Origin of the sequence: Kocuria sp. UCD-OTCP (genome assembly GCF_000349605.1) — a bacterium.
Classification (GTDB): Bacteria; Actinomycetota; Actinomycetes; order Actinomycetales; family Micrococcaceae; genus Kocuria; species Kocuria rosea.
Genome location: NZ_AOSQ01000011.1, coordinates 108,170 through 127,072, shown reverse-complemented (window position 1 = coordinate 127,072; position 18,903 = coordinate 108,170). Strand labels below are relative to the sequence as shown.

At 72.6% G+C, this 18,903-nt stretch carries 20 protein-coding genes; 13 read left to right on the top strand and 7 right to left on the bottom strand.

The window, feature by feature from the left end:
- Positions 1–42: 42 nt before the first annotated feature.
- From H488_RS23925 to benA, 4 genes are all read right to left on the bottom strand, one after another.
- Entirely contained in the window at positions 43–870 is an 828-nt protein-coding gene (locus H488_RS23925; protein ID WP_017832657.1) for a 1,6-dihydroxycyclohexa-2,4-diene-1-carboxylate dehydrogenase, read from the bottom strand.
- Entirely contained in the window at positions 870–2,444 is a 1,575-nt protein-coding gene (gene benC, locus H488_RS23920) for a benzoate 1,2-dioxygenase electron transfer component BenC (protein ID WP_017832656.1), read from the bottom strand. Before benC ends, H488_RS23925 begins: the two co-directional genes overlap by 1 nt.
- A 125-nt stretch (positions 2,445–2,569) precedes the next feature.
- Positions 2,570–3,106 carry a benzoate 1,2-dioxygenase small subunit gene (gene benB / locus H488_RS23915; protein WP_017832655.1) on the bottom strand — a complete coding sequence of 179 codons (537 nt, stop codon included), beginning with the start codon at positions 3,104–3,106 and terminating at the stop codon, positions 2,570–2,572.
- A 39-nt stretch (positions 3,107–3,145) separates the two neighbouring features.
- Positions 3,146–4,528: a benzoate 1,2-dioxygenase large subunit gene (benA, locus tag H488_RS23910; protein ID WP_017832654.1), complete on the bottom strand. Its 1,383-nt coding sequence runs from the start codon at positions 4,526–4,528 to the stop codon at positions 3,146–3,148.
- 380 nt (positions 4,529–4,908) lie between these two features.
- Between benA and catA the strand changes: the two genes are divergently transcribed.
- Complete coding sequence (gene catA, locus H488_RS23905; protein ID WP_035928370.1) at positions 4,909–5,793, top strand: catechol 1,2-dioxygenase; 885 nt, start codon at positions 4,909–4,911, stop codon at positions 5,791–5,793.
- A gap of 400 nt (positions 5,794–6,193) precedes the next feature.
- On the opposite strand, the gene H488_RS23900 is transcribed toward catA, so the two are convergent.
- Both H488_RS23900 and H488_RS37065 read right to left on the bottom strand, forming a co-directional pair.
- Positions 6,194–6,676, bottom strand: coding sequence for a MarR family winged helix-turn-helix transcriptional regulator (locus tag H488_RS23900; protein ID WP_017832652.1), 483 nt, complete (start codon positions 6,674–6,676; stop codon positions 6,194–6,196).
- A 59-nt stretch (positions 6,677–6,735) separates the two neighbouring features.
- Positions 6,736–7,431, bottom strand: coding sequence for a hypothetical protein (locus H488_RS37065; RefSeq protein ID WP_017832651.1), 696 nt, complete (start codon positions 7,429–7,431; stop codon positions 6,736–6,738).
- 194 nt (positions 7,432–7,625) lie between these two features.
- Here H488_RS37065 and H488_RS23895 point away from each other — a divergent pair, with 194 nt between their 5' ends.
- Together H488_RS23895 and H488_RS23890 are read left to right on the top strand one after the other, a co-directional pair.
- A complete protein-coding gene (locus tag H488_RS23895) occupies positions 7,626–8,702 on the top strand; it encodes a glutathione S-transferase family protein (RefSeq protein WP_017832650.1) in 1,077 nt (358 codons plus the stop codon).
- A gap of 122 nt (positions 8,703–8,824) precedes the next feature.
- Complete coding sequence (locus H488_RS23890; RefSeq protein WP_017832649.1) at positions 8,825–9,670, top strand: HpcH/HpaI aldolase/citrate lyase family protein; 846 nt, start codon at positions 8,825–8,827, stop codon at positions 9,668–9,670.
- An 18-nt stretch (positions 9,671–9,688) separates the two neighbouring features.
- Here the strand turns inward: H488_RS23890 and H488_RS23885 are convergent, their stop codons facing one another.
- Positions 9,689–10,405, bottom strand: a complete 717-nt coding sequence (locus H488_RS23885; protein WP_017832648.1) for an HAD family hydrolase — start codon at positions 10,403–10,405, stop codon at positions 9,689–9,691.
- A 147-nt stretch (positions 10,406–10,552) separates the two neighbouring features.
- Between H488_RS23885 and H488_RS23880 the strand changes: the two genes are divergently transcribed.
- The 10 genes from H488_RS23880 to H488_RS23835 all read left to right on the top strand — a co-directional run bounded on the left by H488_RS23880 (position 10,553) and on the right by H488_RS23835 (position 18,872).
- On the top strand, positions 10,553–11,545 hold the full coding sequence (locus tag H488_RS23880) for an LLM class flavin-dependent oxidoreductase (RefSeq protein WP_017832647.1): 993 nt from the start codon (positions 10,553–10,555) through the stop codon (positions 11,543–11,545).
- Positions 11,546–11,654: 109 nt separating this feature from the next.
- A complete protein-coding gene (locus H488_RS23875) occupies positions 11,655–12,701 on the top strand; it encodes an NAD(P)-dependent alcohol dehydrogenase (protein WP_017832646.1) in 1,047 nt (348 codons plus the stop codon).
- A gap of 58 nt (positions 12,702–12,759) precedes the next feature.
- A complete protein-coding gene (gene malQ, locus H488_RS23870) occupies positions 12,760–14,970 on the top strand; it encodes a 4-alpha-glucanotransferase (RefSeq protein ID WP_017832645.1) in 2,211 nt (736 codons plus the stop codon).
- A gap of 58 nt (positions 14,971–15,028) precedes the next feature.
- A complete protein-coding gene (locus tag H488_RS23865) occupies positions 15,029–15,898 on the top strand; it encodes an SGNH/GDSL hydrolase family protein (RefSeq protein WP_017832644.1) in 870 nt (289 codons plus the stop codon).
- A 325-nt stretch (positions 15,899–16,223) separates the two neighbouring features.
- Positions 16,224–16,460 carry a 50S ribosomal protein L28 gene (gene rpmB / locus H488_RS23860; protein WP_017832643.1) on the top strand — a complete coding sequence of 79 codons (237 nt, stop codon included), beginning with the start codon at positions 16,224–16,226 and terminating at the stop codon, positions 16,458–16,460.
- A gap of 1 nt (position 16,461) precedes the next feature.
- Positions 16,462–16,629, top strand: a complete 168-nt coding sequence (rpmG, locus tag H488_RS23855) for a 50S ribosomal protein L33 (RefSeq protein ID WP_017832642.1) — start codon at positions 16,462–16,464, stop codon at positions 16,627–16,629.
- A 4-nt stretch (positions 16,630–16,633) separates the two neighbouring features.
- Positions 16,634–16,939 (top strand): 30S ribosomal protein S14, encoded by a 306-nt coding sequence (rpsN, locus tag H488_RS23850; protein WP_017832641.1) that lies wholly within the window; start codon positions 16,634–16,636, stop codon positions 16,937–16,939.
- 73 nt (positions 16,940–17,012) lie between these two features.
- A complete protein-coding gene (locus tag H488_RS23845) occupies positions 17,013–17,297 on the top strand; it encodes an HU family DNA-binding protein (protein WP_031282576.1) in 285 nt (94 codons plus the stop codon).
- A 212-nt stretch (positions 17,298–17,509) separates the two neighbouring features.
- The gene (locus tag H488_RS23840) at positions 17,510–18,184 is read left to right on the top strand and encodes a hypothetical protein (protein WP_017832639.1); all 675 of its coding nucleotides are present in this window, start codon (positions 17,510–17,512) and stop codon (positions 18,182–18,184) included.
- Positions 18,185–18,311: 127 nt separating this feature from the next.
- A complete protein-coding gene (locus tag H488_RS23835; protein ID WP_017832638.1) occupies positions 18,312–18,872 on the top strand; it encodes a copper resistance CopC family protein in 561 nt (186 codons plus the stop codon).
- Positions 18,873–18,903 lie beyond the last annotated feature (31 nt).

The window sequence follows — 18,903 nt, the reverse complement described above, 5'->3', positions numbered from 1 at the left end:
AGGGGGCGCGGCCACGGCGGCGGGCGTCCGCCCGGAGGCGGCTCAGCCGAGGTCCCCGCCGGCGACCGGCAGGACGCTGCCGGTGACGTAGGAGGCCTCGTCGGAGGCGAGGAACACGATGGGCGCGGCCTGCTCGTCGAGCGTGCCGTAGCGCTTCACGAACGAGGAGTCCACGGTCTGGTCGACGATCACCTGGTACCAGGCCCGCTCCTGGGCGCTCTCGGCCTCGGGGCCGCGCTTGACCCTGCGGGGCGGGGCCTCCGTGCCGCCGGGGGCGGTGGCGACCACGCGGATCCCGCGGCCGGCGACCTCCATGGCCAGGGACTGGGTCAGCGCGTTCACCCCGCCCTTCGCCGCGGCGTAGGGCACCCGGTGCATGCCGCGGGTGGCCACCGAGGAGACGTTGACGATCGTGCCCGAGCCCTGCTCGAGCATGGCCGGGAGCACCGCGCGGCAGGACCACAGGGTGGGGAAGAGCGAGCGGCGGATCTCCTTCTCGATCTTCTCCTCGTCGTACTCCTCGTAGGGGCGGGCCCAGATGGTGCCGCCCACGTTGTTGACGAGCACGTCCACCCGGCCGTGGGCCGCGAGCGCGGCCTCGACGGCCTGCTGGGCCCCGGCCCAGGTCTCGAGGTCGGCGGTCACGGACGTGGCGGCACCGCCCGAGCCCGAGGCCTCGGCGGCGCGGACGATGCCCTGCGCCACGTCGTGCACCAGCTCGGCGCGGTCCACGAGGACGACGGCGCCGCCCTCGGCGCCGATCCGCTCGGCCACCTTCTGCCCGATGCCCTGCGCGGCGCCGGTCACGACCGCCACCCTGCCGGCGAAGCGGCCCGGGGTGAGGAACTGTCCCGCGTACGGTGCGCCCATCAGCGGCCGGCCTCCTTGGCGTCGATCGCCGTGGACATGGTCTGCTTGGCGTCGCGGGCGTGGGCCATGATGACCTCGCGGGCGCGCTCCTTGTCGTTGCGCTCGAAGGCCTCGACGACGTCCAGGTGGTCCTGGGCGACCCGGGCGAAGATCTCCGTGCCCCGCTCGAAGGTCGCGGCCATCTGCTCGCGCACGTCGAGCCGGCGGTAGGACTCCAGCAGCGTGGGGTTGTCGCAGACCATGAAGAGGTACTCGTGGTACTCCTCGTTGGTCCGCACGTACTCCTCGGGGTCCTGCACGGTGCCCGCGCCCACGGAGCGCGTGGTGGCCTCGGCGAGGCGCCGGAACTGCTCCAGCTGCTCCTCGGTCAGCCGGCCCATCACGAGCTCGGTGACGGCGAGCTCGAGGCCCATGCGGGCGTCGAGGTGGGCGAAGCTGTCCTCCTTGCGGAACTCCAGCCGGCCGGTCTCCAGCGAGGAGAGCGCCTCGGAGCGGGTCATGGTGTCCCCCTCGGCGGCGATCGTCTCGGGGGAGGGCGGCGCACCGGTCTCGGCGTCGCCGCCCGTGGTCTCCTTCGGGGCGAAGCGCTCGAAGTAGAAGTTGGCGGGCTCGATCCCCTCGCGGTCCAGCCACGCGGAGACGGCGTTGACCATGGGGGGCGGGCCGCACAGGTAGATGTCGACGTCGCCGTCGTTGAGGTGGGCCGGCTCGATGATCTGGGTGACGTAGCCGGTGTGGGGGGCGGAGGTGCCCTCCTCCGAGGCGATGTGGTCCCAGGTGAAGTCCGGCAGCTTCGCCTCGTAGGCGCGGAGCCGGTCCAGGCCCACGATGTCGGCCTCGCGGGTCACGCCGTAGATGAGGTGCACGGGGGTGCTGGGCGGGTTCTCGGCGAGCTTCTCGAGGATCGACAGGAGCGGGGCCAGGCCGGTGCCCCCGGCGAGCAGCAGCAGGGGGCGCTTGGGCTCGCGCAGGAAGAACGAGCCGTAGGGGCCGCTGAACTCGACGGTGTCGCCGACCTGGGCGCGGTCGCGCAGGTACTCGGACATCGCGCCCTGCGGGGTGATGCGGACCATGAAGGCCGCGCCCTCCACCTCGGGGCCGCTGCTGAAGGAGTAGGAGCGCTCGGCGTCGGTGCCGGGCACCTTGATGTTGACGTACTGGCCGGGCAGGAACGCGAGGTCCTCCCGCTTCTCGACGTCGAGGGTGAAGGAGATCGTCGTCTCGGAGTGCTTGTCCAGCTCCTGGAGCGTGGAGGTGTACGTGGCCGCGGAGGTCTTCGCGGACTCGGCGGTCGCCGGGATCTGGATGGCCATGTCGGACTCGGGGACGGCCTGGCAGGTCAGCAGGTAGCCCTTCTCGAGCTCCTCCTCGGTCATGGCGTCGTCGATGAAGTCCCCGGGGTCGAAGGAGCCGGAGTCGCAGAAGGCCTTGCAGGTGCCGCAGGCGCCGTCCCGGCAGTCCGCGGGAATGTTGATGCGCGCCTTGTAGGCGGCGTCGAGGACGGTCTCGTAGTCGCCGACCTTGACGACCTTCGTGACGCCGTCCTCGAAGCTGAGGGCTACCTGGTGGCCCATGATTTCCTCCTGGGTGGGGGGCCGCGTCGTCGCGGCCCGTGGGAAGTGCGGGGGGTGCTCGGTGAGCACGGAGTGCGGACGGTCCGTCGTGGCCGGCCCCGGCGCGGGACCGGCCACGGCCGGCGTCAGATCATGTAGACGTCCACGACGTGGTGGATGTAGTCGTTCTTCAGGACGACCTTCTTCTTCAGGATCAGCGGCTCGTCGCCCGAGAGGTCGATCGTGTAGAAGCTGGTGCCGAAGTACGTGTCCGTCGTGTTGTAGCGGAAGTACAGCGTGAACCAGTTGAAGCGGACCTGCACCCGGTCGCCGTCGTGCTCGAGGACCTCCACGTCGGTGATGTTGTGCCCGGTGCGGGGGTCCGGCAGGGACGTGGCGGAGGAGCGGTCCGTCTTGATGCGGAACACGCGGTCCTCGATGCCGCCGCGGTTGTCGTAGTAGATCAGGGAGATCTCGTTCTGGGGGTCCTCGGTCAGCCGGTCGTCGTCGTCCCAGGACGGCATCCAGAACTCGGAGTCCGGGTGGTAGCACTCGAGCCACTCGTCGAACTGCCGGTCGTCCAGCAGGCGTGCCTCCTTGTAGAGGAACGCGCGCACGGTCTCGAGGGTCGCGATCTCCTCGGCGGTCTTCAGCGCCGCCAGGGGGTTCAGCAGGTTGGTCATGGTGTTCTGCACTCTTTCTGTGGTTCGGGGGAGTCCGGGTCAGGCGGTCACGGGGGCGGACTGCGCGGCGGCGCGCTCCTCCGCGGCCAGACCCTTGTCCATGACGTCCTTCCAGAAGCCGTGCTGGACGGGGTACAGGCCCTCGTCCTCGGTGCGCACACCGGAGGCGATGACCTTGGTCATGCCGAGGGCCTGGGCCTGCTCGTCCGGGCCCTGGATCTCGTGCGCGGCGCCGCGGGACATGTCGTTCCACGGGGCGGAGGTGGCCCAGTAGGTCTTGTTGCAGGAGCGGAACTCCTCGAGGTCGTCCGGGGTCGCCATGCCCGTCGCGTTGAAGAAGTCCTCGTACTGGCGGATGCGCTTGGAGCGGTTCTCCTGGGACTCGCCCCTGGGGGCGATGCAGTAGATGGTGACCTCGGTCTGGTCCGCGGAGATCGGCCGGAAGTGGCGGATCTGCGAGGAGAACTGGTCCATGATGTACACGTTCGGGTACAGGCACAGGTTGCGCGAGATGTTGATCATGAAGTTCGCCATCTCCTCGCCGTACTTGTCGACGAGCTCCTCGCGGCGGTCCCACAGCGGGCGGTCCTGCGGGTTGGTCCACTCCTGCCACAGCAGCAGGTGGCCGTGCTCGTAGGAGTAGAACCCGCCCTTGACCTTGCCCCACTTGCCGGCGTCCATGGCCTTGGTCTTGTTGGCGGAGTCGCCGGCGGTGCGGCGGGCCGTGGTCGCGGCGTAGTTCCAGTGCACCGAGGTCACGTGGTAGCCGTCGGCGCCGTTCTCCGCCTGGACCTTCCAGTTGCCGTCGTAGGTGTAGGTCGAGGCGCCGCGCAGCACCTCGAGGCCCTCGGGGGACTGGTCCACGATCGAGTCGATCACCGTGGTGGCGTCGCCGAGGTGCTCCTCGAGGGGCAGCACGTCCGGGTTGAGGGAGCCGAACAGGAAGCCGCGGTAGGAGTCGAAGCGGGCGACCTTGGTCAGGTCGTGCGAGCCCTCCTTGTTGAAGTTCTCCGGGTAGCCGCCGTTGCGGCCGTCCTTGACCTTGAGCAGCTCGCCGGAGTTCTTGAACGTCCACCCGTGGAAGGGGCAGGTGAAGGTGGTGCGGTTGTCCGTCTTGCGCCGGCAGAGCATCGCACCGCGGTGGGAGCACGCGTTGACGATGCAGTTCAGCTTCTCCTCCTTGTCACGGGTGATGACCACCGGGGTGCGGCCGATGTAGGTGGTGAAGTAGTCGCCCACGTTGGGGATCTGCGACTCGTGGGCCAGGTACACCCAGTTGCCCTCGAAGATGTACTTCATCTCCAGCTCGAAGATCTCCTGGTCGGTGAAGATCTCCCGCTTGGCCCGGATGAGCCCGTTCTCGCGGTCGTCCACCACGGCGTCGGAGAGGACCTCGCGGACGTGGGTCAGGTTCTCGGTCATGACGTGCTCCTTCTGGTCGGGCTGCCTGGTCGGGCTGCCTGCTCGGGATGTCTGGGCGGGACGTCTGCTCGGGACGTGCGGGCCGAAGTCTGCGACCGGCTCCTGCCGGACGGTACGGAGCCAGTCTGGTGCGCCGTGACTCCGCTCACATCAGGCAAACCCCTAGGACTAACCCAGGGGGTGTTTATGCCGTATTGGGTGCAGAAAAGACGCCTAATTGATATTTGTCGCGTCCTGATCGCGCCCCTAGGCTGGTGGAGACGTCGACGTGTCCGGTGTCACAGCCGGAGGGCCCGAGCCGGCGGCCGTGAGCCGCGCCGGGAGCGGCGGGCACGAGGGGCGTCCCTGATCACCGTTCAACGAGGAATGTGGAGCACACCATGACGGAGACCCACGCGGCAACGCGCAAGGAGAACGAGGGCACCGCGGTCGAGGCCGGGTCCAAGGCGACCGAGCGGTTCACCGCCTCGGGCAAGCTGGCGAAGCTGGACGTGCCGAAGGAGCGGGTGTCCCTGCTGGCCGGTGCGGCGATCAAGGCGATCAACGACATCGCGGTCGAGCACCAGGTCACCTACGAGGAGTACAACGCGCTGAAGGCGTGGCTGATCAAGGTCGGCACCGACGGGGAGTGGCCGCTGTTCCTGGACGTTTGGCTGGAGCACACCATCGAGGACGTCAACTCCCAGGAGCGCCCCGGCGCCGTCGGCACCATCGAGGGCCCCTACTACGTGCCGGACTCCCCGGTGCTGCCCACTCCCGCGACCCTGCAGATGCGCGAGGACGAGCCCGGCACCCCGCTGCTGTTCAAGGGCCGGTTCACCGACACCGACGGCAACCCGCTGCAGGGCGCCCAGGTGGAGATCTGGCACGCCGACGCCAACGGCTTCTACTCCCAGTACGCCCCGGAGCTGCCCGAGTGGCTCTTCCGCGGCACGGTGAAGGCCGACGAGAACGGGTACTTCGAGATCAACACCAAGCGCCCGGCCCCGTACCAGATCCCCACCGACGGGGCCTGCGGGCAGCTCATCGGTGCGGCCGGCTGGCACGCCTGGCGCCCGGCGCACATCCACATCAAGGTCTCGGCCCCGGGCCACCAGCTGGTCACCCAGCAGCTGTACTTCCCCGGCGACCCGCACAACGCGGACGACATCGCCTCGGCGGTCAAGCCCGAGCTGATGCTGGACCCGAAGCCGCGCACCGACGGCGGCGCGGGCGAAGAGGTCGTCTACGACTACGTCCTCGCCAAGGAGGGCCAGACCAAGTAGGACGCCGGCCGCGGGCGCACCGCCCGCGGCGCACAGGAGCACCCCCGCAGGCCTCGGCCCGCGGGGGTGCTCCTGTGTCCCGACCGGGCCGTCCGGCCACGGCGCCGAGCGCGCCCGAAGTCGCCTCCCGGGCCGCCGCGGCCGTCGAGGACACAAAACGCACAGGCGGCTTGCTCATGCAGATCACTGGGTCTAAGGTAAATCTGTCGTCGGCGATGGCCCGGAGGTGATCCCCCCATCTGCCTCCGGATGGTTCCTGCCGGCGACTGGTGTCCCATTCCCCCGATCGGGATGCCTGACAGGCCCTGCCGATCCCCCCATGCGGCAGGGCCTGTCCCCTGCGCGGGGCGGTTCCGGGCCGCGGACGGCCTCGGCCGGTGGGCGGCTCAGGCGCCCGGCGTCAGCACAGCCCCAGCTCCTCGAGCCGGGGGAGCACCTTGCCGGAGACGGAGAGCAGCGCGTCCATCTCCTCCCGGGTCAGGTGGTCGATCAGCGCCGCCCGCACGAGCTCCAGGTGGCCGGGGGCGGAGGCCTCGATGGCACGCCGCCCCTCCGGGGTGATCCGCACGTCGAGGCCGCGGGCGTCGCTGTCGCACGGCAGCCGTTCGAGCAGCCCGCGCCGGGCCATGCGGGAGAGCAGGTGGGAGAGGCGGCTGCGCTCCCAGCCGAGCTCGTGGAGCAGGTCGCGGGAGCGGATCACGCCGGTGCTGCTCTCGGACAGCTGGACGAGGACCTCGTACTCCGAGCCGGACAGCGCGCTGTCCCGGGACAGCTGGCGGTCCACCGCGGTCTGCATGCCGCGGCTCAGGGCCAGGAAGCCGCGCCAGACGCGCTGCTCCTCGTCGGACAGCCAGTTGACCTCATCGGTCTCCGGGTGGCTCATGCGGCGGTCCTCTCGTGGCGCGGGAAAACCCCCACTATAAATTGACGTGTCAACAAATGTCAACCGCCGACAGGGTCCTCCGGTGGGTCCGGGCGGTCGCCGGCGTCGCGGCCGTACCGTGCCGGGCGGCGGTGGATCCACTCCGAGTCGTAGAGGTCGCCGGGCCCGCGCGCGGGCCGCCGGAGCCGCTCGGCGTAGCCGGTGGGGCGCAGCGGAGAGTCGTCGTCGTCGACCGGGGTGAACGAGGCCATGGCGACGAGTCCGAAGCCCAGGCCGGCCGCGACGACCAGCGTCATCCCCGAGACGACCAGGACGCTGACGTACTCGTCGGCCAGGTGCGCACCCGTGGTGCCCGCCAGCAGCGGCTGGACAGCGAACGCCCCGGCGAGGGGCAGGAGGCCCAGCAGCAGCAGGGCGGCGGGGACGAGCCACAGCTTCGAGCGGCTCCGCAGCGGGGGCACCGAGGCGTCCCGGAGGGCCGGGTGCAGCTGGGCCTGGACGACGACGAAGCCCGCGAGCCCGGGCAGCCCGAGCAGCGCTCCGACCGCCCACCCCCACACATGGCCCAGGGCGGCGAGTCCGCCGCCGAGCAGGAGGCCCAGCAGGATGAGGGTGAAGGAGAGCCCGCGCGCCATCCGCCGGGCGGCCCGGGGCGAGGTCGCAGGCCCGCGGGCCGCCCGGGGCGCGGTCCGGGGCGGGACGTGCTGCGGGGGAAGGCGCTGGCCGTACTCGGGCTCGTTGCCGTGGGTGCTCATGGGCGGGCTGTTTCCGTGGTGTGAGGGTGCCGGACGCCTCCACTGTAGACCTCGCCTCCGACGGGAGCTCCCGCTGGCGCCCTCTCTGTGATTGACATATCATCAAAACCGAGGGGCGGGAGGTGCGGCCGTCCCGCCGCCGACCGTCGTCCCGGCCGGTGGCGCCCCGTCCCGCCGCACCGCGAGGAGCCACCATGTCACAGCGCAGCACCCAGCGGTCCGAGCACAGCACCGCCGGCGCCTACGTGCATCCCGGCGAGGAGTTCACCCGGGACACCGCCTACATCGAGGACCGTATCGTCCGCGACCCGGCGCGCGCCGACGTGCCCGAGGGGGCGCGGGCCTGGCCCGTCGAAGCCGGCCGCTACCGGCTCGTCGCCGCGCGGGCCTGCCCCTGGGCCAACCGCACCCTCATCGTGCGACGGCTCCTGGGGCTCGAGGACGCCCTCTCCGTGGGGCTGCCCGGTCCCGTCCACGACGTCCGGTCGTGGACCTTCGACCTCGACGCGGACGGCAGGGACCCGGTGCTGGGCATCGAGCGGCTCCAGGAGGCGTACTTCGCCCGCTACCCCGACTACCCGCGGGGCATCACCGTGCCGGCGGTCGTGGAGATCGCGAGCGGCCAGGTGGTGACCAACGACTTCCCGCAGATCACGGAGGACCTCGCCAAGGAGTGGGGCGCCTTCCACCGCGAGGGCGCCCCCGACCTCTGGCCGGCCGATCTCGAGGACGAGATGCGCGAGGTCATGCAGCGGGTCTACACCGAGGTCAACAACGGGGTCTACCGGTGCGGCTTCGCCGGCTCCCAGCGCGCCCACGAGAAGGCCTACGAGCGGCTGTGGGTCGCCATGGACTGGCTCGAGGACCGCCTCTCGACCCGCCGCTACCTCATGGGGGAGCACATCACCGAGGCGGACGTGCGGCTGTTCACCACCCTGGTGCGCTTCGACCCGGTCTACCACTCGCACTTCAAGTGCTCGCGCAACAAGCTCACCGAGATGCCCCACCTGTGGGGCTACGCCCGGGACCTCTTCCAGACGCCGGGCTTCGGCGACACCGTGGACTTCGAGCAGATCAAGCAGCACTACTTCGTGGTCCACGAGGACATCAACCCGAACCAGATCGTGCCCGTGGGCCCGGACCTGGCCAACTGGGTGTCCGCGCACGGCCGGGAGGCCCTCGGCGGCTCGCCCTTCGGGGCGGGGACCGCGCCGGGCCCCGTCCGGCCGGAGGAGCGGGTTGACGGACGTCACACGCCCCTGACCGTCTGAGCGTTCCGCCGGATCGGCGCGCGGCCTAGACTGGACAGCTCCTACGGCCCGGGCCCGTTCACGGGGACGGGTGCCCAGGGGTCTCCCGTCCCCGCTGACCTCATCCCGGAAAGGACCCTCACGTGGCCCCCTACCGCAACCAGCGCGCCGCCGCGCTGCCCGCCCGCCTGTCCCGCTCCTGGCTGCTCACCTCGGCCGCCGACCCGTCCGTCTTCCCCGCGGCCCTCGCCTCCGAGGCGGACTCCGTGGTCTTCGACATCGAGGACGCCATTCCCGCCGAGGGCAAGGACCAGGCCCGGCAGAACGTCGTCGAGGCCTTCGAGGCCGGGGCGAGCGCGTGGGTGCGGATCAACGACATCACCACGCCGTACTGGGAGCAGGACCTCGCCGCGCTCAGCCGGGTCGGCCACCTGCGCGGGATCATGCTGGCCAAGACGGAGCACCCCGACCACATCACCAAGACGGCCATGATGGCCCCGGCCGGCACCCCCGTGGTGGCGCTCATCGAGTCGGCGGTGGGGATCATGAACGCCAACGACATCGCCCGCGCCCCGGGCGTGTTCCGGCTCGCCTTCGGGGTCGGCGACTTCCGCCGGGACACCGGCGTCAGCGCGGACCCCCTGGCGCTCGCGTTCGCGCGCTCGAGCCTCGTGGTGGCCTCCCGGGTGGGGGAGCTGCCCGGTCCCATCGACGGGCCGACCCTGGGCGCCTCCGAGGAGGGCCTCGCCGAGGCGTGCGCCGTGACACAGTCCATGGGCATGACCGGCAAGCTGTGCCTGGACCCGCAGCAGACCGACGGGATCAACCGCCACCTCGCTCCGAGCGAGCAGGAGATCACCTGGGCCCGCGAGCTCATCACGCAGCACGACTCCGGGCACGTGGTGGGCGACGGCAGCTATCTGCCCCGCCTGGCCCGGGCCCGCAAGGTCTCCGAGCTGGCGCAGACCTACGGTCTCTGGAACCGCTGAGCGCTCCGGGCGCCCGGCTCAGCCCAGCCAGCGGGTCATGAGCTCCCGGAACACGGGGTCCGTCAGCGTCGCGGCCCGGTGGTGGGCGGGCACGGGGTCCCCGTCCGGGACGGACGGCACGGCCACGACCACCAGTCCCGCCGCCACGGCCGAGGTCGCGCCCACCACGGAGTCCTCCACGGCCAGGGCCTCACCCGGGGCGAAGCCCAGCCGCCGCACCGCCTCGGTGTAGATGTCCGGGGCCGGCTTGCCGCGCGGCACGTCCTCGGAGGAGACCCAGGTGCTGAGGTGGGGGGCGAAGCCGGCCTCCTCCAGCTTCACGCCGAGGATCGTGCTCGTGGAGTTGCTGGCCACGGCCACGGGCAGCCGCTCGGCGAACGCGCGCACCGTCTCGAGCGCGCCCGGCAGGGGCACGATGTGCCCGGTCAGCGTCTCCTCCTCGGTGCGCAGCACGTCTGCGTGGACCGCGGCGCGGTCGGCCCGGGCGGCCTCGGCGATCGCCGTGGCGACGTCCGCCGCGGACCAGCCCATCATCCGGCGCTCCATGGCCTCGGTGAACTCGAGCCCGTAGCGCTCCGAGACGGCGCGCTGGACCCGGGCCCAGTTCGCCTCCGTGTCCATGAGGATGCCGTCGCAGTCGAAGACCACGCACGCCGGGGCCCACCCGGGGGCGGGCGCCGGCAGCTCGGGGGAGGACGTGGGCGGCGACGGCGTGGGGGCGGGGAAGGACGTCATGCTCCCATGGTGCCCCACCGGGCGCCGTCCGGGGCGGGGGTGTGAGCAGGACAACGCCCGGGAGGACGCCCGGAATAAGCACCCCGGCCGGGGGTGTTGCCGCCACCGAACCCCTTCGTGCCATCCCCGACGGAAGAAGCCCCGCCCTTGCCCGCCACGCCCCGCGTCCCGCTGTCCGCCCTCGACCTCGTGCCCCTCTCGGAGGGCCGCTCCACCGCGGACGCCCTCCGCGAGGCGCTGGACCTCGCCCGCCGGCTCGACACCTCCGGCTACCGGCGCCTGTGGTACGCCGAGCACCACAACACGGAGGCGTTCGCGTCCTCCGCCACGGCGGTGCTCGTCGGGCAGGCGCTCGCCGCCACGGAGCGCCTCAGCGTGGGCTCCGGCGGGATCATGCTGCCCAACCACGTGCCGCTGACCGTGGCCGAGGCCTTCGGCACGCTCGCCAACCTCTACCCCGGCCGCGTGGAGCTGGGCCTGGGCCGGGCGCCCGGCACCGACATGCGCACCGCCCTGGAGCTGCGGCGGGGCCACGCCGGCCACGACACCTTCGAGGCCGACGTACGCCGTCTGGTGCGGCTGTTCGGCGGGCAGGAGCAGGAGGTCGTCCGGGCGCCCGTGGCCCGGCACACTGACGTTCCCCTGTGGATCCTCGGCTCGTCGACGGGCGGCGCTGAGGTCGCCGCCCGGCTCGGCCTGCCCTACGCGTTCGCCTCCCACTTCGCCCCGGCCAGGATCATGGACGCCATCGCCCTGTACCGGCAGCGCTTCGACGCGCAGGCCCCGACCGCCACGGTCGAGCGCCCGCACGTGATGGTCGCGGCGAACATCCTCGCCGCCGACACCGACGAGGAGGCGCGACGCCAGTTCAGCACCCACCAGCTGCTGGTGCGCGGGATCGCCCGCAACGACCGCCGGCCGCTCCAGCCGCCCGTCGAGCGCGTGGAGCTCACCGCGGCGGAGGCGGGCATGGTGCAGGAGCACCTCGCCGTCTCGGCGGTCGGCACGCCCGAGCGGGTGGTCGCCGATCTCGAGCAGATCGTCGAGCTCACCCGGGCCGACGAGCTGATGCTCAACAGCTACGCCCACGACCCCGAGGTGCGCGCCCGGTCCTACGAGCTCGTCGCCCACGCCTGGTGAGCGCACCGTCCCGGCGCCGGCCGTCCCGCCGGCCGCACGCCCCCGGACCCCACGACCACCGCCCGGCGACCCCCGCCGGGCGTCATCCGCACCACGACAGGAGCACCCCATGACCACCGTCCCCGCCCTCGAGGCCGTCTCCGCCGACTCGGGCTTCCGCCGCACCACGATCGAGCGTCGCCCGGTCGGCCCGGGCGACGTCGAGATCGACATCCACTTTGCCGGCATCTGCCACTCCGACATCCACGTCGCGCGCGACGAGTGGGGCGGCACGCACTACCCCGTCACCCCGGGGCACGAGATCGTCGGCCGCGTCCGCGCGGTCGGGGAGTCCGTGACCGGCTTCGCCCCCGGCGACACGGTGGGCGTCGGCTGCTTCGTCGACTCCTGCGGCCGCTGCGAGTACTGCACCGGCGGCCAGGAGCAGTTCTGCACGGAGGGCGTGACTGCCACCTACAACACGCCCCAGGCCGATGGGACCCCCACCCGGGGCGGCTACAGCGGCGGGATCGTGGTCGACGAGCGGTTCGTCCTGCGCGTCCCCGAGGCGCTCGACCCCGCCCGGGCCGCCCCGCTGCTGTGCGCCGGGATCACCACGTACGCCCCGTTCAGGCGCTGGGGCGCCGGACCGGGCCGGCGGGTGGCCGTCCTGGGCATGGGCGGGCTCGGCCACGTCGCCGTGAAGATCGCCGCCGCCATGGGCGCCGAGGTCACCGTCCTGAGCCAGAGCCTGTCCAAGCAGGAGGACGGCCTGGCCTTCGGCGCGACCGACTACTGGGCCACGAAGGACCCCGAGACCTTCGAGCGCAACAAGGGCCGCTTCGACCTGATCCTCAACACCGTCTCCGCGGACCTGCCCGTCGAGCAGTACCTGTCCCTGCTGCGGGTCGACGGCGTGCTGTGCTCCGTGGGGCTGCCCACCGAGCCGTACAGCGTCCGCCCGGGCGCCCTGATCGGCCCCCAGCGCGTGCTCACCGGGTCGATGGTCGGCGGGATCCCGCAGACGCAGGAGATGCTGGACTTCTGCGCCGAGCACGGCGTGGAGGCCGAGATCGAGCTGATCGGCGCCGACGACGTCGACGCCGCCTACGACCGGGTGGTCGCCTCGGACGTGCGGTACCGCTTCGTCGTCGACGTCGCCCGCACCCTGGCGTAGCCGCCCGGATCATCAGCAGCCTGCGGCTCCGGCCGCGCCGGTGGTTAGAGTGGGGTCCATGGCCCACACCACCACCACCGACGGCGCGCTGCGCCGGCTCGCCGAGGCCTACCGGGTCTCCACGACCTACTCCGGGTTCGACGGACAGGAGCGGGAGGTCCCGGAGCCGACGCTGCGCGCCGTGCTCGACGCGCTGGGCGCGGACGCCGGGGACGACGCCGCGATCGAGGCGTGCCTCGCCCAGCGGGAGCTGGCGCCCTGGCGGCGGGTCCTGCCGCCCGTGGTCGTCGCCGTCGCGGGGGAGCGCACCCGCTTCGCCGTGCACGTCCCGCACGGCTCCACCGTCCGCGTGACCCTCGTGGCGGAGGGCGGCGCCCGGACCACCGCCCCCCAGGTCGACAACTGGCGCTCCCCGCGGGACGTGGACGGCGTCCTCACCGGCCAGGCCACCTTCGAGGTGCCCGAGGGCCTCGCCGTGGGCTGGTACGAGGTCCGCGCCGAGTGCCCCGAGGTCGACGGCGGACGCGCGGTCACGACGCCGCTGGCCGTGACCCCGCGGCACCTCGCCAGCACCGACCGGCTGCACGGCCGGCACCGCTGGGGCTACATGGCGCAGATCTACTCGGTGACCTCCGGGCGCTCGTGGGGCGTGGGCGACGCCTCGGACCTCGCGAGCCTCGCCGCGATCTCGGGCGAGCAGGGGGCGGACTACCTGCTGGTCAACCCGCTGCACGCCGCCGAGCCCGCACCGCCGGTGGAGCCCTCGCCGTACCTGCCGACCAGCCGCCGCTTCTTCAACCCCCTCTACCTGCGCATCGCCGAGGTCCCCGAGTACGCCTACCTGCGCCCGGGCGACCTCGAGGTGGTCAACACGCTGGCCGCCATCCAGCGCAAGGACAACCTCGACACCAGCACCATCGACCGGGACCGGGCGTACGCGGCCAAGCTGAAGAGCCTCGAGCTGCTGTTCACCGTCCGCCGCTCCCCGCACCGCCAGCAGCAGCTGCGCCGCTTCGTGGCCGAGGGCGGGCAGGGCCTGCAGGACTTCGGCCTGTGGTGCGCGCTGCGGGAGGAGCTCGGCGAGGACGCCCCCGAGTGGGACGACGCCGCGGCGCGCCCCGACGCCCCGTACGCGGTGGAGGCGCGGACCCGGCTGTCCGACCGGATCGACTTCCACGTGTGGATGCAGTGGCTGCTGGACGAGCAGCTCGAGGCCGCCCAGCGCGCGGCGCACCTGGCCGGGATGGACATCGGTGTGATCCACGACCTCGCCGTGGGCGTGCACAAGCAGGGCGCCGACGCGTGGACGCTCCAGGACGTGCTGGCCCTGGGCGTCAGCGTGGGCGCGCCCGCGGACATGTACAACCAGAAGGGCCAGAACTGGTCCCAGCCCCCGTGGCACCCGGAGCGCCTGGCCGAGGCCGGCTACCTGCCCTGGCGGGACATGCTGCGCACGATCTTCCGGCACGCCGGCGGCATCCGGGTGGACCACGTCCTGGGCCTGTTCCGGCTGTGGTGGATCCCGGACGGCCAGGAGGCCTCGGAGGGCGCCTACGTCTACTACGACCACGAGGCGATGGTCGGCATCCTCGCGCTCGAGGCGGAGCTCGCCGGGGCGGTGGTGGTCGGGGAGGACCTGGGCACCCTCGAGCCGTGGGTGCGGGAGTACCTCGCGGAGCGCGGCGTGCTGGGCACCTCGATCCTGTGGTTCGAGGTGGACGGCGACGAGCCGCTCCCCCCGGCGCAGTACCGGGAGCTGAGCATGGCCTCGGTCAGCACCCACGACTTCCCGCCCACGGCGGGCTTCCTGGAGGGCGTGCAGGTGGACGTGCGCCAGGAGCTGGGCCTGCTGGCCCGGCCCGTGGAGGAGGAGCGGGCCGAGGCCCGCCGGCAGCTCGACACGTTCTTCGCGGCCGTCGCCGCGGACGGGCTGCTCCCCGACGGGGACGCCACGGACGAGCAGGGCCTGGTCGAGGCGCTGCACCGCTACCTCGCCCAGTCCCCGGCGCTGCTGTTCAACGTCTCCCTCGTGGACGCCGTCGGCGAGCGCCGGATGCAGAACCAGCCGGGCACGGGGGACGAGTACCCGAACTGGCGCGTGCCCCTGGCCGACTCCGCGGGCAACCCGGTGCTGATCGAGCAGCTGCCGGACAACGCGCGGGCGAACTCCCTGGTGCGCGCCGTCAACGAGGCGCTCGGCAACCGCTCCCGCCTCCGGTCCGTGGGGGAGCCGGGGCAGCCCGAGCACACCGACCGCACGGCGCCCTGACCGCGCCCCCGCGGCCCCGCCCGCAGCACCCCCCTGCCCCGAACGGAGGAAACACCGCATGACGGAGCCGACGACGCCCCGCCCGGCCGCCGTGCCGCTAGCACCGCCCATCCGCTACGTGGCCCTCGGCGACTCCATGACCGAGGGCGTGGGCGACCCCGACCCCGCCCGCCCCAACGGGGTGCGCGGCTGGGCCGACCTCGTGGCCGAGCAGCTGACCGCGGCCCACCCGGACACCCGCTACGCGAACCTCGCGGTCCGGGGGCGGCTGCTCCGCGGGATCGTCGAGGAGCAGCTCGAGGCGTGCCTGGCCCTGGAGCCGACCCTGGTGAGCCTCTACGCCGGGGGCAACGACCTGTTGCGCCCCCGCGCGGACGTGGACGCCCTCATGGGGGTCTACGAGCAGGCGGTCGCCCGGCTGCGGGGCTCCGGCGCCCAGGTGGTGCTGTTCACGGCCTTCGACCCCGGCCGGGACGCCCCCACGTCCTGGACCCGCCCCCGGCAGGCGCTCTACAACGAGCACGTCCGGGAGATCGCCGACCGGCACGGGTGCCTGGTCCTCGACTACTGGCGGATGCGCACCCTGCAGGACTGGCGCTACTGGGCGGTGGACCGGCTGCACATGTCGACCGCGGGGCACACCCGCGTGGCCGCCCGGGTGCTCGAGCTGCTGGGCGTGGAGCACGCCCTGGAGCTGCCGCCCACCGACCGGCTGCCGGTCACGGCGAGCCCGGGGGTGCTGAAGGAGGACCTCCTCTGGGCCCGCGAGTACCTGCTGCCCTGGGTCGGGCGGCGGCTGCGCGGGACCTCCTCCGGGGACGCGGTCGCCGCCCGCCACCCCGGGTACACGACGCTGCTCCCGCGCCCGGTGCTCCCCGCCGGTCCCGCGGCCCCCGCGGAGCCGTCGGCCCCCGGCCGGTGCGGCTGAGCAGGGAGTCCCCCGGTTTGCGGGGGTCCGGGGAGCCGGTAGACTGACCCGAAGCTGGTCACACCTGACGTCAGGTTGCGGGGAAGTCCGTCCGGGCCTAGACTTCAAGGCTGTCGTGTGGTGGAGTCCACCTTCCGGCACCTTGATCTTCACCGTCTTCATCGTGGCGAGGCCTTCGCCGGTTCCGGCCGCGGGCCTTACGAGAGGGCCCGGTTGGCGAACGGTGGCAATTCTGAAGGTGGCGGGACGCCCGTTGCCGCAGCTGAGTGATCAACTGCGGCACCCACTGCGTGCCGTCATTTCGTCAACATTGGAGGAGAACACTATGGCAGCGCACTGCCAGGTGACCGGAGCTCAGCCGGGCTTTGGGCACAGCATTTCGCACTCGCACCGCCGTACCAAGCGCCGGTTCGACCCGAACATCCAGAAGAAGCGGTACTGGGTGCCGTCGCTGCGCCGCAGCGTGACGCTCAACGTCAGCGCCAAGGGCATCAAGGTCATCGACGCCCGTGGCATCGATTCCGTCGTGACCGACATTCTCGCACGTGGGGAGAAGATCTAGCATGGCCAAGGACAAGGACGTTCGTCCCATCATCAAGCTGAAGTCCACCGCCGGCACCGGTTTCACCTACGTGACCCGCAAGAACCGCCGCAACGACCCGGACCGCATGGTGCTCAAGAAGTACGACCCGGTCGTCCGCAAGCACGTCGATTTCCGCGAGGAGCGCTGAATCCATGGCCAAGAAGTCCAAGATCGCCAAGAACGAGCAGCGCAAGGTCGTCGTCGAGCGCTACGCCGCGAAGCGTGCCGAGCTCAAGAAGACCCTCGTCGACGAGAACGCCACCGACGAGGCCCGCGAGGAGGCCCGCCTGGGCCTGCAGAAGCTGCCCCGGGACGCCTCCCCGGTCCGGCTGCGCAACCGGGACCAGATCGACGGCCGCCCCCGCGGCACCCTCCAGAAGTTCGGCATCTCCCGCGTCCGGTTCCGCGACATGGCTCACCGCGGCGAACTGCCCGGCATCACCAAGTCCAGCTGGTAATTTCTGACGCAGGAGCGCGATCGGTCCCCCGTGCCGCGCTTCCCCACGACCCCAAGTCCAGGAGGACATGAACATGGCTAAGAACCGCAGTGAACTCGTCGCAGAGGTCGCCGAGAAGGCCGGCACCACCAACGCCGCCGTGAACGGCGTCCTGGACGCGATGTTCCAGGTCTTCGAGGAGTCCGTCTCCGCCGGTGAGAAGATCACCATCCCGGGCTGGCTGGCCGTCGAGCGCACCGACCGTGCCGCCCGCACCGGTCGCAACCCGCAGACCGGCGAGACCATCGAGATCCCGGCCGGCCACGGCGTCAAGCTGACCGCTGGTTCCAAGCTCAAGGCGGCCGTGTCCAAGAAGTAAGGACACCCGCGGGTCCGTTCCGGACCCCGTCCCATGGCTTCGTCCGAAGGGGCGGCCCCGCACCGGGGCCGCCCCTTCGGCGTGCCCGGGCCCCGCGCCGCGGACACGACCGGCAGCGCGGCCCCCGGCACCGCAATTGGTCCGGCGCCGGGGGCGGCGCGCATAATGGGACCACCGGGCCGAGCGGCCGGCGACCAGACGGGAGGTGCGGCGTGAGCCCACGTGCACGGCGCCTCGCCCGCGGCTGGGCCGGAGCGGCCATCGCCACCTCCGCCGCCGCCCTCTCCCACGCGGCCGCCGGCGGGCAGGCCCCGCCCGTCGTGCTCGTGCTCCTCTCGCTGGCCCTGTCCGGGCCGCTGTGCATGGCCCTGGCCGGCCGGGTGCTCTCGCGGTCGTCCCTGCTGCTGGGCGTGCTGCTCAGCCAGTCCGTCCTGCACGCCCTGTTCGCGGCCTCCGGCGGCGCCGGCACGGTCGCCCACGCCGCCCACCCCTCCCTGCACCACGCCGCCCAGCACGGCGCCGCCGGTGGTGCTCCCGGCCCCGTCCTCGTGCTGGACGTCCAGTCCCACGCCGAGCACGGCGGGACCGCCATGCTCGTCTCCCACGTGCTCGCCGCACTGGCCTCCTACGTGCTCATGCGCCACGGCGAGGTCGCGGCCGTGGTCCTCCTGGAGGCGCTGCGGCTGCGCGTGCGCCGCCGGCGGCAGGTCCTGCCGGCCCCCGTGGTCGTCGGCCGCCCGCGTGCCGTGCGGGCCGGGCGCCCGCACGTGCTGACCGACCAGACGCTCCTGCGTCCCGTGCGCTCCCACCGCGGGCCGCCGCGCGCCCGCCGTCGACCCCTGCTGCCGGTCCTCCTCCCGGGACCCGCCACGCTGCCCGCCGGCTGAGCCGGACGGCCGCGGGGCGCCGCCCGGGCCACCGACCTCGGCAGGACGTCCGACGGCCCGTGCCCGCCGCCGGCCCTCCCGGCCCGGCGGCCCCGCCCACCGCCGCCCGGCCCTCCGAGGAGACCCCATGCCCACGTCCACCACCCGCCGCACCGCCGCCCTGCTGGCAGCGGGAGCCCTCACCCTCCTGCCCCTGCTGCCCGCAGCCGCGCACGACGAGCTGACCGCCGTCACGCCGGAGCCCGACTCCGTCCTGACCACCGCGCCGGAGGAGCTCGAGCTCACCTTCTCCGGCGAGATCATGGACATCGGCCACCAGATCCTGGTCACCGACTCCGAGGGACGCTCCGTGACGGAGGGCTCGCTCGAGCCGGAGGGGAACACGGTCGTCCAGCCCCTGGCCGCGGCCGGCGCGGAGGACGAGACCTACCGCGTGGTCTGGCGCGTGGTCTCCGGCGACGGGCACCCCATCGAGGGGACGTTCAGCTACGACGTCGGCTCCGGCGGCGAGCCCTCGGCGGACCCGAGCGCCGCGGTCGAGGACGCCGCCGCGAGCGCCCAGGACGCCGCGGACCGCGCCTCGTCCGGGGACGTCCCGCTCTGGCTCGTCGCGGTCGCGGGCGGGGCCGTGGCCCTCGCCGTGCTCGGCGTGGTGAGCCTCGTCTCGAGCCGGCGCCGCAAGGGCTGAGCTCCCGGGGTCCGCCCCGCTTCCGCACCGT

Excerpts from the sequence above, each read along its gene's own strand:
- H488_RS23925 (WP_017832657.1), bottom strand. The coding sequence starts at position 870 with ATGGGCGCACCGTACGCGGGACAGTTCCTCACCCCGGGCCGCTTCGCC.
- benC (WP_017832656.1), bottom strand. The coding sequence starts at position 2,444 with ATGGGCCACCAGGTAGCCCTCAGCTTCGAGGACGGCGTCACGAAGGTC.
- benB (WP_017832655.1), bottom strand. The coding sequence starts at position 3,106 with ATGACCAACCTGCTGAACCCCCTGGCGGCGCTGAAGACCGCCGAGGAG.
- benA (WP_017832654.1), bottom strand. The coding sequence starts at position 4,528 with ATGACCGAGAACCTGACCCACGTCCGCGAGGTCCTCTCCGACGCCGTG.
- catA (WP_035928370.1), top strand. The coding sequence starts at position 4,909 with ATGACGGAGACCCACGCGGCAACGCGCAAGGAGAACGAGGGCACCGCG.
- H488_RS23900 (WP_017832652.1), bottom strand. The coding sequence starts at position 6,676 with ATGAGCCACCCGGAGACCGATGAGGTCAACTGGCTGTCCGACGAGGAG.
- H488_RS37065 (WP_017832651.1), bottom strand. The coding sequence starts at position 7,431 with ATGAGCACCCACGGCAACGAGCCCGAGTACGGCCAGCGCCTTCCCCCG.
- H488_RS23895 (WP_017832650.1), top strand. The coding sequence starts at position 7,626 with ATGTCACAGCGCAGCACCCAGCGGTCCGAGCACAGCACCGCCGGCGCC.
- H488_RS23885 (WP_017832648.1), bottom strand. The coding sequence starts at position 10,405 with ATGACGTCCTTCCCCGCCCCCACGCCGTCGCCGCCCACGTCCTCCCCC.
- H488_RS23875 (WP_017832646.1), top strand. The coding sequence starts at position 11,655 with ATGACCACCGTCCCCGCCCTCGAGGCCGTCTCCGCCGACTCGGGCTTC.
- malQ (WP_017832645.1), top strand. The coding sequence starts at position 12,760 with ATGGCCCACACCACCACCACCGACGGCGCGCTGCGCCGGCTCGCCGAG.
- H488_RS23865 (WP_017832644.1), top strand. The coding sequence starts at position 15,029 with ATGACGGAGCCGACGACGCCCCGCCCGGCCGCCGTGCCGCTAGCACCG.
- rpmB (WP_017832643.1), top strand. The coding sequence starts at position 16,224 with ATGGCAGCGCACTGCCAGGTGACCGGAGCTCAGCCGGGCTTTGGGCAC.
- rpmG (WP_017832642.1), top strand. The coding sequence starts at position 16,462 with ATGGCCAAGGACAAGGACGTTCGTCCCATCATCAAGCTGAAGTCCACC.
- rpsN (WP_017832641.1), top strand. The coding sequence starts at position 16,634 with ATGGCCAAGAAGTCCAAGATCGCCAAGAACGAGCAGCGCAAGGTCGTC.
- H488_RS23845 (WP_031282576.1), top strand. The coding sequence starts at position 17,013 with ATGGCTAAGAACCGCAGTGAACTCGTCGCAGAGGTCGCCGAGAAGGCC.
- H488_RS23835 (WP_017832638.1), top strand. The coding sequence starts at position 18,312 with ATGCCCACGTCCACCACCCGCCGCACCGCCGCCCTGCTGGCAGCGGGA.